The sequence below is a fragment of the Arsenicitalea aurantiaca genome, from assembly GCF_003994485.1.
GTDB classification, from domain to species: domain Bacteria; phylum Pseudomonadota; class Alphaproteobacteria; order Rhizobiales; family Devosiaceae; genus Arsenicitalea; species Arsenicitalea aurantiaca.
In genome coordinates this window covers 85,866-99,028 of record NZ_RZNJ01000008.1, presented here as the reverse complement: position 1 = coordinate 99,028, position 13,163 = coordinate 85,866, and the positions used below count along the sequence as shown (strand labels likewise).

Here is a 13,163-nt window from a genome sequence, read left to right as displayed (position 1 = left end):
GGCGCCTGTTGCATGCGCACAGGTTGCTGACAGTCGAAAACCGGAGATGACGATGGATAAAGTTGGCCCCGTCCGCTTGCTGCCTGAACGGCCTCTGCCACGTTACGCCTATCTGCCGGGCAAGTTCCCTCATCCCGTGCGTGATCCGGCAGGACACAGCTTCGGAGCTGGTAATGACAGTCAACTCGCCGATGCATCTGAAGAGTTCGTGTGGGGAGCAGACCTGTTCAATCAGGGCTACTACTGGGAGGCCCACGAAGCCTGGGAGCTGCTGTGGCAGCAGGCGGAGTCAGCAACGCCGCAGCGCCTTTTCTACAAGGCGCTGATCCTGCTTGCAGCCGCTGGGGTCAAGCTCCGGGAAGGTAAGCCGCGGCCGTCTGCTCGGCACTATGGAAGAGCCGCCGCCCATTTGCGGGCGGTGCAGGAACAAGGCGGCCTTGAGACAGGCCTGACTATCACTGTTGCAGAACTTCTCGAACACATCGGCCAAGTTGCATCCGTTGCGCCCCCGCGCTCCGATGAACCGCAAGCGGTATTCTCGTTCCTTCTGCTTCCTTCCTGTCGACGTTGACGCAGAGCAAAGGCAGTTTCAGACCCTGGGTGCAGCTTCGACAACCGACACGGACAGGATGTCTGCCCTAAAGGCAGGTGCTTGGACCTCCACCGCCTGGATGGCGGTGATCAAATCGGTCAACTCGCATGCGGTGAATTCGACGGCGGCAGCGCCATTGTCTCCGGCATGTGGCGACCAAGTGTCGTCGAAATCTACTTGCGTTGAAATGGCTTGCCCTGATCTACTTGCTCGCGAAATGCCATTAGCGACCCAGATCAGCAGCAGATTGCAACATCCACATGCATGACCATATAGCGTCCTCAGCGTTCCTGGCTGGCGGCGGCGAGATGGGCGCACTTATGCGCTCGTACGATTTTGGCCTCCTCGTCAGTCGGGCCGCCCTCAGCGTGGCCGCAGAGCCTGCGTGTCAAAGCTCGCTGGAACTGGACGGAAACAGTTCCGCTAGTGACCGAGCACAACAGATCATTCGTCAGCTCGGCGGTACTTTGGCTCTAGCAGATGGGCCGTTTTCTCTCTACGCGTAGCCGAGATGCTGGCTGTTACGGGTCCGACAACTCTCCTTTGACATCACTGGCAGCGACAGACCGCGAATGTCTGGTTCAGGCCATCATGTTACTCGGAACCGGCCGTTCTGCTTACCACCCCGGATGCGCATCGCCGCCGATCACCATCTGGCGGCAACCGACCCCACCTTTGCCCTTCCCGCAGCTTTTGTCTCTGATCGAAAGCAGCCATTGTTCAGCGCCTACAAACTACTGAGAGGCAAGGACGGCGGCACTGTCCTGTCTTTCACTTTCCTTAGTAGCTTGCGCAGCTTCAATGTTGGTGATTGCATCCTCGACGTTCGCCGCATAGCGCACCAGCGGTTTCCTGAGACCATGGGTGATGAACGCGCGCCGGATGTCCCGGCTTGCACCTGTCAGCCAGAGCGTGACGTCGCGTCGATGCGCCTTGTGCGCCAGACCTTCGATCATGTTGGCGCCGGTCGAGTCGAGGAACGGCACCTCGGAGAAGTCAACGATCAGCGCCTTGTGGGTGTCCTGGATACGGTCGAGAACCGAACCGATCGAAGCCGTCGCGCCGAAGAACAGCGCCCCGCTGATGCGGTAGATGACGACATCTGGGTCCGCCGCCTGTTCCTCGTCATAGGCCTCGCGCGGGCGCACGGTGTCCGCCTCATCGCGGCCGACGAAGGCGGTATTGGTGGCAACCTCGGTCGTCCGGCTCATGCGGTGGATGAACAGGACCGACCCGAGCGCGAAGCCGACGACGATGGCCTCGGTCAGGTCGCGGAAGATGGTCAGGAAGAAGGTGGCGCCAAGCACTGTCGCCTCACCCCAGCCCGAGCGCAGCAGGATCGCGATGGCGGGCTTCTCGATCATGTTCCACGCCACCACGGCCAGCAATCCCGCCAGTGCCGCAAGCGGGATGTAGGCGGCGAGTGGCGCCGCCACGAGCATGAAGAGAAGAATGAACACCGCGTGCAGCATCCCCGCGACCGGCCCATGCGCGCCGGCACGCACGTTGGTCGCTGTGCGTGCGATGGTTCCCGTCACGCAGAAGCCGCTAAAGAGCGCCGAGCCGATGTTTGCCGCCCCCTGAGCGACTAGCTCGCAGTTCGAGCGGTGCCTGCGGCCGGTCATGCCGTCGGCGACGACTGCCGACAGAAGCGACTCGATGGCGCCAAGAAGGGTGAAGGAGATCGCAGCCGGAAGAACCGCCATGATCTTCTCCATCGACAGATCCGGCAGGCTCGGGGCCGGCAGTGACGACGGGATGCCGCCGAACTTCGTGCCGATGGTCTCTACGGGCAGCCCCAGGAGGGCGGCCCCCGCCGCAGCCAGCCCGACCGCGATGAGCATGCCCGGCCAGTGTGGACGCCAGCGGCGCAAGCCGAGGATGACCGCAACTGTCGCGACGGACAGGAGGACCGCAGCAGGCGTTACGCTGTCCCGGACCGCCCACAAGGCGGGAAGCTTCTCCAGAAGCTCGCCAGGCTCATGCTCCAGCGCCAGCCCGAACAGCTCCCTGATCTGACTGGCGAAGATGATCACCGCAATGCCCGCCGTGAACCCGACGGTCACCGGGAAGGGAATGAACTTGATGAAGGTGCCGAGCCGCAGGAACCCGACAGCGGCCAGCATCAGTCCCGACAGGAACGTCGCGAGGATCAGCCCATCCATTCCGTGGAGCGCGACGGTGCTGGCCACCAGAACGATGAAGGCGCCGGCTGGGCCACCGACCTGGAAGCGCGAGCCGCCGAGGAGCGAGACGAGGAACCCGCCCACGATGGCGGTGTAGAGGCCCTGCGCCGGAGTTGCGCCCGATGCAATAGCGATGGCCATGGACAGCGGCAGCGCCACGATGGCGACGGTCACTCCGGCGATGGCGTCGGCGCGCAATTGTGGCAGCCCGTAGCCTTCGCGCAGGACAGTGACGAGTTTCGGGGTGAAGAGCTCGGCGAAGCTCGGAGCGTCGCTCTGTCTGGTGGTCTGGTCTTCCATCTTCGGCCGCACCTTTGAGGGTTGCGGCGGGATCGTCGGCATGTCGTCGGCGGTCGCCGTCGCGGGGTTGAGGGATCAGTGTCTGGGTGGGGGCGCCTTCAGGCGCACGCCTCGTCCGCTTGCCGTGCTGGCGGATCCTTCTCCGATGAGTTCGACGCCAGCAAGTTCGAGTGCCGCGACCACCTTGGTCAGGCTATCTACGACACCACGCACATTTCCATTGCTGGCTTCCATGCGCTGTATTGTCGGAACGGAAAGCCCGGCTAGTTCCGCCAGTGTCTTCTGGTCGATACCGAGCATGGCGCGCGCGGCGCGCATCTGTGGCCCAGTGATCATAGGAGTCCTCTAAACACACAATGATTGATGCCTAGATCGTCGACGTTGATATGTCAAATATCGATATGAGGGTTCTGGATATGCCGCCAAAACTTTGTCGACAAAGAAGCCTATGTGGCACCCTGCAAGCACGGGGCAAACAAGCCGAGGCCGCTTTCGGCGGCGCCACGCCAAAACCCGACAGTCCGTTTTCCACCCCCTTGCTGCCACCGCCAGTGGCTAAGGGGACCGGCAGGTTTCAGGAAATCGAAAAGGCGGCCTGAGGGGCTGAAATGAGGGCGCAAAGCCGCCGTAGCGAGGTCGTTGTCTGCTCCCCGCAGACGTGATCGTGGTGGCGAGGGCTCAGGGCGATCAGCTGCTGTGGTCATCAGGTCGAGCTCCCACGGCCGCCCCGTAGCCGGGCTGCATCCACCAGATCTCGGAAAACGGCTCCAGCAGCCGCGACAGCGTCAGATCGGCCGCTTGCGCTCCGTCGAGGACCGCCTCGATGGTTGCTGGCGCGAGCAGGGTGAGGCGCAGGACCCGGGTCATGTAAGAGGACGCGATGCCCTCGCGTTGGGCCAGTTCGGCGATGGTGGCGAACTCGCCCCACTCCAACATCCTTTTCCAGCGGAAGGCGCGCGCCAGAGCCTTGATCAGCGTGTTGTCGGCTTTGCGTGGTCGAGCTGCGCCATCCGGCAATTGCATCTGCTTGCGCCCACCGCGCTTCACGATGCGGAAGGGGACGTGGACCGTGACCGTGTCGGCATCGTGCTGCGCCGGGGTCATGCAGCTTTCTCCAGCGCGTCTGCCTGCATCTCGCGCGCGAGGCCGTCGAGACCATTCATGCGCAGTCGGACACTCAGCCCATCGATGCCGATGTCGACACGTTCGACCAGCAGCTGAACGATACGCGCCTGCTCGGTGGGGAAGAGTTCATCCCACAGCGGGTCGAGCTGCTGAAGCGCTGCCCGTGCGTCGGCCTCTGTGATCTCCTCGTCCTGGATACGTGCTGCCTTCCACGTCCCCGCCACGATCTCCGGCTGGCGGAACACGGCGCGCAGCTGGTCAATGACGGCAGCCTCGATCTCGCCCGCAGGCACGCGGCCCACCGGGCACGACCCAGCGCCGTGCTTCAGCACTGTCTGGCTGACATAGTAGCGGTATAGCCTGCCGCCCTTGCGGGTGTGGGTCGGGGAGAACGCCGCGCCATCGGGTCCGAAGAGCAGCCCCTTCAGCAGCGCGGGCGTGTCGGCGCGGGTGCGTGCGGCGCGCTTGCGCGGGCTCTCCTGCAGGATGGCGTGAACCTTGTCCCAGGTCTCGCGGTCGATGATCGCGTCGTGTTCGCCTGGATAGCTGTCGCCCTTGTGCACCGCCTCGCCGATATAGACGCGGTTGCCGAGCATGCGGTAGATGTATTTCTTGTCGATCCTGTTGCCGCGCGGTGTGCGGATGCCGCGCGTGCCGACCTCCCGCGCCAGTTCCGTGCATGACCCGATCTCGAGGAAGCGGGTGAAGATCCAGCGGACATGATTGGCTGCATGCTCGTCGACCAGGAGCTTCCGGTTCTCGACGCGATAGCCGAAGGGCGGCACGCCGCCCATCCACATGCCTTTCCTGCGGCTCGCGGCGACCTTGTCGCGGATGCGCTCGGCCGTGACCTCGCGCTCGAACTGGGCGAACGAGAGCAGGATGTTCAGCGTCAGCCGGCCCATGGAGGTCGTGGTGTTGAAGGACTGCGTGACTGAGACGAAGGTCACGCCGTTCCGGTCGAACACCTCGACCAGCTTGGCGAAGTCGGCGAGCGAGCGGCTGAGGCGGTCGATCTTGTAGACGACGACAACGTCGACCAGGCCGTCCTCGATATCCCCCAGCAGCCGCTTCAGCCCCGGGCGTTCCAGCGTGCCGCCTGATATGCCGCCGTCGTCATACTGGTCCCGGACCAGCACCCAGCCCTCGGAACGCTGGCTGGCGATGTACGCTTCGCAGGCCTCCCGCTGGGCGTGGAGGCTGTTGAACTCCTGCTCCAACCCTTCCTCGGAAGATTTCCGGGTGTAGACCGCGCATCTCAGCTTGCGGACGAGTTTCGATTTCTCCGGGAGCTTCGTCATGTCCGCCCCCTGTGGTTCCTGAGCCCGAAGAAGGTCCAGCCGTTCCACCGCGTGCCGGTGATGGCGCGGGCGATGGCCGAGAGCGACCTGTAGGGCCGCCCCTGCCACTCGAAGCCGTCAGCGGTGACCGTGACGATCTGTTCGACACCCTGCCATTCCCGCAGCAACCGTGTGCCGGTGATGGGACGGTCACGGTCGAGACGCATGCCGCGCTTCGTCCTGTCGCCGCCATCCAGGTCCTCGCCAAGCCGTTCGAGCTTTCGGATCGTCTCGGGCCTGAGCCCGCCATAAGCCAGTTCCTGGATGCGATAGGCGAGGCGGCTTTCGAGATAGCGCCGGTTGAACGGTGGCGGCTCGCTGTCGAACAGGTCGCGCCACTGCTGCTTCAGGTCAGCCGTGGCAGCAGTCTTGAGCGCGGCCAGGCGCGCGGGGATGGGGTCGGGGATCGTCATGCACTTCTCCGATGAGTTGGAGTTGCATGACCGCTCTGGTCGGGCAGGTAGCGTAGCGAACTATCTCCATCATGCGGCAAGTGTTCGCTTGACTGCGCGAGCCGTAGCCGGACGAGACCCAGCGCCAGGATCTTCGTCAGTGCAGCGAGGCGCTCGCTGGTGCTCATATGGCGTGGATGGAGCGGGTTCATGAGCCCGAACATGCCGCTACCGGATGGGCCACACAAACAAAATCAGGGGCTTGGCGAAGAGGTGCGGCTACAAAAGCAGGGCCGCGAAGCGATGCGGTTCACAAGGAAGGTCAGGACTCCACCACTGTTCATGTTCATTCTATGTTCCTGCCCTGGCAGTTGGAGCAATTGGATGTTCGGGATGTTTTTACCGCGCCGTTCCTATCCGCTCTCGGAGGCGTTCAGGGTCTTTGGCGATCCCGAGATCGTGGAATGGCTCGATCAGCATCCCGTGGGCGAGGACATCGCCATTGAGGAGCAGCGGGAAGTGTACCGTGGTCGACTGGAGCATGAGCTCAACTGCGCCATTCGCGAATACAGGCTCGTGGCGACGGCTCTTCGCCGGCCGCTCACACCTCAGAGTCGGCGCGAGGAGATATCGGCAGACATCTGGGGCTTGCTGGAGCTCGATTACGCGTCCGCCACGGCGCGGCTTGAAGACATCGAACTGATCGGGATCGAGTTGCACGAGCATCCGATGGCCCATCTGCTCGGCCGCTCGTTCTTCACCAACAGAGAGCGGGCCGCTCCGAACGATGCTGACGACGACACCGATTTGGTTTCCCTGTCCGAGGATCTGGAACTTCTGGTCATCGGCGAGGACCGCATGCATTTGCGCGGCGAGATCCAGCAACACATCGTCAAGCTGCTGGTCGATGCCTGGAAGGAAGATCGCGATCTGGAGACCAGGGCGGTGCTGCTTGAGGCAGGCTCCAATGCGGATTCCATCGCGAAGGCTTTCACCGGAAGCCCCAACTGGGAGAAACTTCGCCGGCATATCGTATTCGGCAACGGCAGGTGCAGGCTCGTGCCAAATGCCGATACTGGCGAGAGCGAAGATGCCGCGCAATAGCGCGAGGTAAGAGTTCTCCCCGCTCGTTCGCAGAGATCTCCCCGGGTTCGGGCAGAGTTCTCTTGCGTGCTCTTGCGCCCTCTCTGGCTGGTCGATCCGCTTCTCTGTCCTGCACGATCTTGCTCACGTTCAATTGCGAATGTGAGGAAACAGGAATGACCACTCAGCACTTCGATCAACGCCAACTCGCACGCCGCTGGAATGTCAGCCCTCGCACGCTCGAGCGGTGGCGCTGGCAGAAGGATGGTCCGAGCTACGTCAAGATCGGCGGGCGGGTCTGCTACAGGCTCGAGGATGTCGAGGCCTATGAGTCGGCCAGATTGCACATCGTCTCACCAGGCTCGGCGTCTCCGACGCGAGAGCAGCCATGAGCGGACGGGATCCGCGATATCCCAGCCAGCGCTCCGTTGGCCAGTGCGAGCGGTTCGATCCCGGTCTCCTTGTCGCCCGCCACCAATTCTATGAGCGTGCCTGGCCGACCCCGGCCTACATCGCCTATGTGCGTCGCCATGTCCTGGACGTGGGGCTGATCTCCGACTTTGTCGGGGGGACGGCGGTCATGTCCGTAGTCGACTGCGGCAATGGCAGGTTCGACTGGGACGCTACGGGCAGCCGGTACGATGCCTTCGTCTGCGAGGCCTATGACGTCGATGGCGAAACTACCATCGACATCGTGGCCTGGCCGGTCGACGGGCCGGGCCATGTGCTCACCATGTTCGGACGGGCGCCGCTGCTAGGGCTTTGGCACGCGCTCAATCCTGCGACCTACACCTTGGGCAAGGCGCTCGTCATGCACCGCACGCCGCTTGACTGGCTCAAGGCCGGGTGTGCGGGCGCGGCGGTCGTTACACCGAGGCTTGCGGCGCGCCAGCTGATGGATATCCCCGGTCCCATCGCAGCACGCGATCGCGCTCACGCCCGGGAGCTGCTGCGCATGGCTCATAGCGTCGTCGACGACGAACAGATCGTCGTTGCTGCCGCAGACAATGCGAGGGCGGCATGAGCACCGACCCATGGGATTACGAGCCGTTCACGCCCTCGACCGGTCCGAACGGGTCGGCGGCAGGCCGAAGGCCGATAACGCCGATGATCGACGAGATCGAATGGTTTTCCGAGATCGAGCCTGCCCTTGGGTCTGCCTATGTCATCAAGGGTCTTCTGGACCAGGGCGCCATGTCCGTGGTCTACGGCCCATCCAATTCGGGCAAGACCTTCCTCGCTCTCGATCTCGCCTTCCACGTGGCGGCCAACATGCCTTGGCGCACGCGACGGGTGGCAGGCGGGACCGTGCTCTACCTTGCGGCGGAGGGCGGCAACGGCATTGCCAATCGCATGGTGGCGCTGCGTCGCCGGCTCGATCGGACCGCAGTACCGCTGGCGCTGCGGCGGGCGGGCCTTGACCTGCTCCATCCGGATGCGGACCTGCCGCGGCTCATCGAACTTGCCGGGGCGATCAGCACCGGCAATCCTCTGAGGCTTCTGGTCATAGACACCCTTTCGCGCGTCATCGCCGGTGGCGACGAGAACGGTCCGGTAGACATGACGGCGTTCGTTGCGAACGTCGACAAACTGCGGCAGGCGACGGGCGCTCATGTTCTTGTCGTCCATCACACCGGCAAGGACCTTGCCCGCGGCGCCCGCGGCCACAACTCTCTGAGGGCCGCCACCGATACCGAGATCGAGGTGCAGCTCGATGAGGCCGGGACGCGGGTCGCGGCAGTGACCAAGCAGCGCGATCACCAGGGCGGCGACACGTTCAGCTTCGCGTTGGAGACCGTCTCGCTCGGCAAGGATCAGGATGGCGAAGAGGTGACAAGCTGCGTGGTGGTTGCCGCCGAAACTGCCGACGACGCCGAGGCCTTACCGTCGCGAGAGGTCTGCCGCCAGATGCTGAAAGTCATCGATGAAGGCTGGAAGAGCAACAATCCGCTATCGACCGCGCCGCAGTCGAAGGCGACAGGCCGATATGCACCACGATGTCTGGCGGAGCGCTTCGGCCTGAAGCAGGCCGATATCAGCCGGCTCCTGTCCCTTTGGACCGACAATGAGATCATCGTCCTGGACATACTTGAACGCCGGAGCAAGCGTAAAGGGTTGCGTGTGTTGAACTGGCTCTGACCCGTGCGGAAGTCTGCGGAGGTCTGCGGAAGTCCATGTACTAAGTCATTGATCTTGCTGGTGCGGAACTGTTTGCGGAAGTCGCGGAGGTTGGGTGTCTAACCCCTTGAAAAATAAAGCGGAGGTTTGCGGAACTCATGACCATACCTAAAGGTATGGCGTGGCCGCACCGCGCGGCCCGCCTTCCGGAAGGGGAGAGAACGGCACGACGCGACGCTCGCGCAGTGCGCGCTTTGGCGGGGGGCTCAAGGAGCGAATGGTCAGTCGGGACTGCCGCGCAGACCCGCCGGCCCGACCGATGGACGTTCAGGTTTCTCCGTCGACCTGTTGAGCGCCTCATTGGCTTCCTCGGCCTCTGAGGCTGGCGTTTCATGTGGCCGGCCATCTGCACCTCTCACCGTCATGACGCCGTCGGCCACATCGTAGGGCTGGATCGGTGTCTGTCGGGTGGCCGCTGTGGTCTTGCTTCGATCGTCAGGCTTCTTCTGCTTGGTCATGGCGTGTCCTCCGTAGATGGGCACAACGCATGGAACCCGCCAAAGTCCAATCCGAACTGGAATGAACCTCCGGCGCGAGCATCAGCCGCTGCGAATCGCACGGGTCAAAGATTGGCCAGAAAGGGCTCCCACGCCGGGTCGGTCTTCAGATCGGAGTAATCCTGCGTAGAGCTGCGGCTCCTTTCGAAGAAATGTCAGGATTCCCATAGCCATAGCTGCCGGCGTAGAATTGACCATGGCCTGAAGGCGGGGGGGAGGTGGAAAAGTCTCCGCCGATCCGATCCCTGACCGGTGGGGCCGTCCAACTTTCACACCCGCGAAATTGGCATGGGGGTCACCGGCAGTGGCGCAGGCAGCAGAACTCAAACAATCCAAAGCCCTGGCAGTCGCTGGCGAGCATCCTGGAGGGCCCGATCATGCGACCAACTCCGCAGTGCTCAGGGACCTGGCCATCAGCTATCGCGACGTCGCCAGCCTCATCCCCTACGCCCGCAACGCCCGCACCCACACCGATCGTCAGGTCGCACAGATTGCGGCTTCGATCCGGGAGTTCGGCTGGACCAACCCCATCCTCGTCGATGGCGACAACGGTGTCATCGCCGGTCATGGCCGGCTGCTGGCCGCACGCAAGCTCGAGATGACGAGGGTCCCGGTCATCGAGCTTGCGGCGATGAGCNCCATCAGCTATCGCGACGTCGCCAGCCTCATCCCCTACGCCCGCAACGCCCGCACCCACACCGATCGTCAGGTCGCACAGATTGCGGCTTCGATCCGGGAGTTCGGCTGGACCAACCCCATCCTCGTCGATGGCGACAACGGTGTCATCGCCGGTCATGGCCGGCTGCTGGCCGCACGCAAGCTCGAGATGACGAGGGTCCCGGTCATCGAGCTTGCGGCGATGAGCCCGGCGCAGCGTCGCGCCTACGTGCTCGCCGACAACCAGCTTGCGCTCAACGCCAGTTGGGACGATGCCATGCTGGCTGCTGAAGTCGCCGATCTCGGCGCCATGGGGATCGATCTCGAGCTGGCCGGGTTCGATGCCATCGAGATCGACCGCCTGCTCGCGCTCAACCATCAGGACGAGGGCGACGCCTTCCCGGATGAAGCTCCAGTGCCGCCAGCCCGTCCCGTGACGCGATCGGGGGATCTGTGGTGCCTCGGCGAACACCGGCTGCTCTGCGGCGATGCCACGCGGCGGGAGGACCTCGTCCGGGTGCTGGGAGGCGGGCTGGCGGACATGGTCTTCACCGACCCGCCCTACAACGTGGATTACACCCCCGATNCGATCGTCAGGTCGCACAGATTGCGGCTTCGATCCGGGAGTTCGGCTGGACCAACCCCATCCTCGTCGATGGCGACAACGGTGTCATCGCCGGTCATGGCCGGCTGCTGGCCGCACGCAAGCTCGAGATGACGAGGGTCCCGGTCATCGAGCTTGCGGCGATGAGCCCGGCGCAGCGTCGCGCCTACGTCCTCGCCGACAACCAGCTCGCGCTCAACGCCGGTTGGGACGATGCCATGCTGGCCGCCGAAGTCGCCGATCTCGGTGCCATGGGGATCGATCCCGAGCTGGCCGGGTTCGACGCCATCGAGATCGACCGCCTGCTCGCGCTCAACCATCAGGACGAGGGCGACGGCTTCCCGGATGAAGCTCCGGTGCCGCCAGCCCGTCCCGTGACGCGATCGGGGGATCTGTGGTGCCTCGGCGAACACCGGCTGCTCTGCGGCGATGCCACGCGGCGGGAGGACCTCGTCCGGGTGCTGGGAGGCGGGCTGGCGGACATGGTCTTCACCGANTCGACCGCCTGCTCGCGCTCAACCATCAGGACGAGGGCGACGGCTTCCCGGATGAAGCTCCGGTGCCGCCAGCCCGTCCCGTGACGCGATCGGGGGATCTGTGGTGCCTCGGCGAACACCGGCTGCTCTGCGGCGATGCCACGCGGCGGGAGGACCTCGTCCGGGTGCTGGGAGGCGGGCTGGCGGACATGGTCTTCACCGATCCGCCCTACAACGTGGATTACACCCCCGATGGCCATCGGCCGATTGCCAATGACGCCCTGGGATCGGCGTTTGCCCGGTTCCTCGGAGCCGCCTGCGGGGCAATGCTGGAGGTGACCAAGGGCGCCATCTACATCTGCATGAGCTCCTCCGAGATCGGCACGCTCAAGCACGCCTTCGAGGGGGCAGGGGGGCACTGGTCGACCTTCGTCATCTGGTCCAAGACCAGCTTCACGCTTGGCCGCTCCGACTATCAGCGCCAGTACGAGCCCATCCTCTATGGCTGGCCCAGGGGCACCGACCATTACTGGTGCGGGGCGAGGGACCAAGGGGATGTGTGGCCGCTGGCAAAGCCAGTGNGAGCTCCTCCGAGATCGGCACGCTCAAGCACGCCTTCGAGGGGGCAGGGGGGCACTGGTCGACCTTCGTCATCTGGTCCAAGACCAGCTTCACGCTTGGCCGCTCCGACTATCAGCGCCAGTACGAGCCCATCCTCTATGGCTGGCCCAGGGGCACCGACCATTACTGGTGCGGGGCGAGGGACCAAGGGGATGTGTGGCCGCTGGCAAAGCCAGTGCGCAACGACCTGCACCCGACGATGAAGCCGATCGCCTTGGTGGAGCGGGCGATCCGCAACTCCTCCAAGACCCGGGACAGGATCCTCGATCCCTTTGGCGGCTCGGGCACGACCCTGATGGCTGCCGAGGCANGCACCGACCATTACTGGTGCGGGGCGAGGGACCAAGGGGATGTGTGGCCGCTGGCAAAGCCAGTGCGCAACGACCTGCACCCGACGATGAAGCCGATCGCCTTGGTGGAGCGGGCGATCCGCAACTCCTCCAAGACCCGGGACAGGATCCTCGATCCCTTTGGCGGCTCGGGCACGACCCTGATGGCTGCCGAGGCAGCGGGGCGTGTGGCGGCATTGGTGGAACTGGACCCGGCCTATTGCGACGTCATCATCCGGCGCTGGCAGGAGCAGACCGGCGGCACCGCCACCCGGGAGGATGGCATGGCGTTCGCGAGCCTTGCCGCCGCGGACGGGCAGGGGGCGGCATCATGACGAAGCGCGTCGCTCAGAGCCGCGCCCGCTCGATGCTGGAGGCGGTCGCCAACCTCCTGGTCGGGTACGTCCTGGCGCTGCTGATCCAGCAGCTTGCCTATCCGCTCTTCGGCATCGACACCACCCTTGCCGAGGACAGCGCGATTGCCGCGCTCTTCATGCTGGGCTCGCTGGCGCGCTCCTACCTGCTGCGCCGCCTGTTCGAGCGCCTGCAGGCCTTCTGAGCCATGCGCGGTCGCAAGCCCAAGCCCACGGCGCTGAAGCTGATCGAGGGCAATCCNTCGGGTACGTCCTGGCGCTGCTGATCCAGCAGCTTGCCTATCCGCTCTTCGGCATCGACACCACCCTTGCCGAGGACAGCGCGATTGCCGCGCTCTTCATGCTGGGCTCGCTGGCGCGCTCCTACCTGCTGCGCCGCCTGTTCGAGCGCCTGCAGGCCTTCTGAGCC

Annotated in this window: 16 protein-coding genes; 10 read left to right on the top strand and 6 right to left on the bottom strand. The window is 64.3% G+C overall.

What is annotated here, in order from left to right; genetic code table 11:
* Positions 1-52 precede the first annotated feature (52 nt).
* Positions 53-571: a DUF309 domain-containing protein gene (locus EMQ25_RS17255; protein WP_127189856.1), complete on the top strand. Its 519-nt coding sequence runs from the start codon at positions 53-55 to the stop codon at positions 569-571.
* A gap of 755 nt (positions 572-1,326) precedes the next feature.
* Here the strand turns inward: EMQ25_RS17255 and EMQ25_RS17250 are convergent.
* The 5 genes from EMQ25_RS17250 to EMQ25_RS17230 form a co-directional block, all read right to left on the bottom strand.
* Positions 1,327-3,078: a SulP family inorganic anion transporter gene (locus tag EMQ25_RS17250; RefSeq protein WP_127189855.1), complete on the bottom strand. Its 1,752-nt coding sequence runs from the start codon at positions 3,076-3,078 to the stop codon at positions 1,327-1,329.
* A 75-nt stretch (positions 3,079-3,153) separates the two neighbouring features.
* Positions 3,154-3,414 (bottom strand): helix-turn-helix domain-containing protein, encoded by a 261-nt coding sequence (locus tag EMQ25_RS17245; RefSeq protein WP_116653553.1) that lies wholly within the window; start codon positions 3,412-3,414, stop codon positions 3,154-3,156.
* 351 nt (positions 3,415-3,765) lie between these two features.
* Positions 3,766-4,182 carry a hypothetical protein gene (locus tag EMQ25_RS17240; protein WP_127189854.1) on the bottom strand — a complete coding sequence of 139 codons (417 nt, stop codon included), beginning with the start codon at positions 4,180-4,182 and terminating at the stop codon, positions 3,766-3,768.
* Entirely contained in the window at positions 4,179-5,504 is a 1,326-nt protein-coding gene (locus EMQ25_RS17235; protein ID WP_127189853.1) for a recombinase family protein, read from the bottom strand. The genes EMQ25_RS17240 and EMQ25_RS17235 overlap by 4 nt, the downstream gene beginning before the upstream one ends.
* Complete coding sequence (locus tag EMQ25_RS17230; RefSeq protein WP_127189852.1) at positions 5,501-5,956, bottom strand: DUF2924 domain-containing protein; 456 nt, start codon at positions 5,954-5,956, stop codon at positions 5,501-5,503. Before EMQ25_RS17230 ends, EMQ25_RS17235 begins: the two co-directional genes overlap by 4 nt.
* A 189-nt stretch (positions 5,957-6,145) precedes the next feature.
* Here EMQ25_RS17230 and EMQ25_RS17220 point away from each other — a divergent pair, with 189 nt between their 5' ends.
* From EMQ25_RS17220 to EMQ25_RS17205, 4 genes are all read left to right on the top strand, one after another.
* Positions 6,146-7,039 (top strand): hypothetical protein, encoded by an 894-nt coding sequence (locus EMQ25_RS17220; RefSeq protein ID WP_127189851.1) that lies wholly within the window; start codon positions 6,146-6,148, stop codon positions 7,037-7,039.
* 155 nt (positions 7,040-7,194) lie between these two features.
* Positions 7,195-7,410, top strand: a complete 216-nt coding sequence (locus tag EMQ25_RS17215) for a helix-turn-helix transcriptional regulator (protein ID WP_127189850.1) — start codon at positions 7,195-7,197, stop codon at positions 7,408-7,410.
* Positions 7,407-8,042, top strand: a complete 636-nt coding sequence (locus tag EMQ25_RS17210) for a hypothetical protein (RefSeq protein ID WP_127189849.1) — start codon at positions 7,407-7,409, stop codon at positions 8,040-8,042. Before EMQ25_RS17215 ends, EMQ25_RS17210 begins: the two co-directional genes overlap by 4 nt.
* Positions 8,039-9,157, top strand: coding sequence for a helicase RepA family protein (locus EMQ25_RS17205; RefSeq protein WP_244606636.1), 1,119 nt, complete (start codon positions 8,039-8,041; stop codon positions 9,155-9,157). Before EMQ25_RS17210 ends, EMQ25_RS17205 begins: the two co-directional genes overlap by 4 nt.
* Positions 9,158-9,417: 260 nt before the next feature.
* Here the strand turns inward: EMQ25_RS17205 and EMQ25_RS17200 are convergent, their stop codons facing one another.
* On the bottom strand, positions 9,418-9,654 hold the full coding sequence (locus tag EMQ25_RS17200) for a hypothetical protein (RefSeq protein ID WP_127189848.1): 237 nt from the start codon (positions 9,652-9,654) through the stop codon (positions 9,418-9,420).
* 343 nt (positions 9,655-9,997) lie between these two features.
* Between EMQ25_RS17200 and EMQ25_RS18435 the strand changes: the two genes are divergently transcribed.
* The 5 genes from EMQ25_RS18435 to EMQ25_RS18555 all read left to right on the top strand — a co-directional run bounded on the left by EMQ25_RS18435 (position 9,998) and on the right by EMQ25_RS18555 (position 13,160).
* The gene (locus EMQ25_RS18435; RefSeq protein ID WP_425290253.1) at positions 9,998-11,068 is read left to right on the top strand and encodes a ParB/Srx family N-terminal domain-containing protein; all 1,071 of its coding nucleotides are present in this window, start codon (positions 9,998-10,000) and stop codon (positions 11,066-11,068) included.
* The gene (locus EMQ25_RS17190) at positions 10,957-11,535 is read left to right on the top strand and encodes a ParB/Srx family N-terminal domain-containing protein (RefSeq protein ID WP_244606638.1); all 579 of its coding nucleotides are present in this window, start codon (positions 10,957-10,959) and stop codon (positions 11,533-11,535) included. Before EMQ25_RS18435 ends, EMQ25_RS17190 begins: the two co-directional genes overlap by 112 nt.
* A 427-nt stretch (positions 11,536-11,962) precedes the next feature.
* Complete coding sequence (locus tag EMQ25_RS18430) at positions 11,963-12,715, top strand: DNA-methyltransferase (RefSeq protein ID WP_425290252.1); 753 nt, start codon at positions 11,963-11,965, stop codon at positions 12,713-12,715.
* On the top strand, positions 12,712-12,939 hold the full coding sequence (locus tag EMQ25_RS17180; protein ID WP_127189845.1) for a DUF7220 family protein: 228 nt from the start codon (positions 12,712-12,714) through the stop codon (positions 12,937-12,939). Before EMQ25_RS18430 ends, EMQ25_RS17180 begins: the two co-directional genes overlap by 4 nt.
* Positions 12,936-13,160, top strand: a complete 225-nt coding sequence (locus EMQ25_RS18555) for a DUF7220 family protein (RefSeq protein WP_425290254.1) — start codon at positions 12,936-12,938, stop codon at positions 13,158-13,160. The genes EMQ25_RS17180 and EMQ25_RS18555 overlap by 4 nt, the downstream gene beginning before the upstream one ends.
* The last annotated feature ends 3 nt before the right edge of the window (positions 13,161-13,163 follow it).

Coding starts and splice junctions, on each gene's coding strand:
- EMQ25_RS17255 (WP_127189856.1), top strand. CDS start 53: ATGGATAAAGTTGGCCCCGTCCGCTTGCTGCCTGAACGGCCTCTGCCA.
- EMQ25_RS17250 (WP_127189855.1), bottom strand. CDS start 3,078: ATGGAAGACCAGACCACCAGACAGAGCGACGCTCCGAGCTTCGCCGAG.
- EMQ25_RS17245 (WP_116653553.1), bottom strand. CDS start 3,414: ATGATCACTGGGCCACAGATGCGCGCCGCGCGCGCCATGCTCGGTATC.
- EMQ25_RS17240 (WP_127189854.1), bottom strand. CDS start 4,182: ATGACCCCGGCGCAGCACGATGCCGACACGGTCACGGTCCACGTCCCC.
- EMQ25_RS17235 (WP_127189853.1), bottom strand. CDS start 5,504: ATGACGAAGCTCCCGGAGAAATCGAAACTCGTCCGCAAGCTGAGATGC.
- EMQ25_RS17230 (WP_127189852.1), bottom strand. CDS start 5,956: ATGACGATCCCCGACCCCATCCCCGCGCGCCTGGCCGCGCTCAAGACT.
- EMQ25_RS17220 (WP_127189851.1), top strand. CDS start 6,146: ATGAGCCCGAACATGCCGCTACCGGATGGGCCACACAAACAAAATCAG.
- EMQ25_RS17215 (WP_127189850.1), top strand. CDS start 7,195: ATGACCACTCAGCACTTCGATCAACGCCAACTCGCACGCCGCTGGAAT.
- EMQ25_RS17210 (WP_127189849.1), top strand. CDS start 7,407: ATGAGCGGACGGGATCCGCGATATCCCAGCCAGCGCTCCGTTGGCCAG.
- EMQ25_RS17205 (WP_244606636.1), top strand. CDS start 8,039: ATGAGCACCGACCCATGGGATTACGAGCCGTTCACGCCCTCGACCGGT.
- EMQ25_RS17200 (WP_127189848.1), bottom strand. CDS start 9,654: ATGACCAAGCAGAAGAAGCCTGACGATCGAAGCAAGACCACAGCGGCC.
- EMQ25_RS17180 (WP_127189845.1), top strand. CDS start 12,712: ATGACGAAGCGCGTCGCTCAGAGCCGCGCCCGCTCGATGCTGGAGGCG.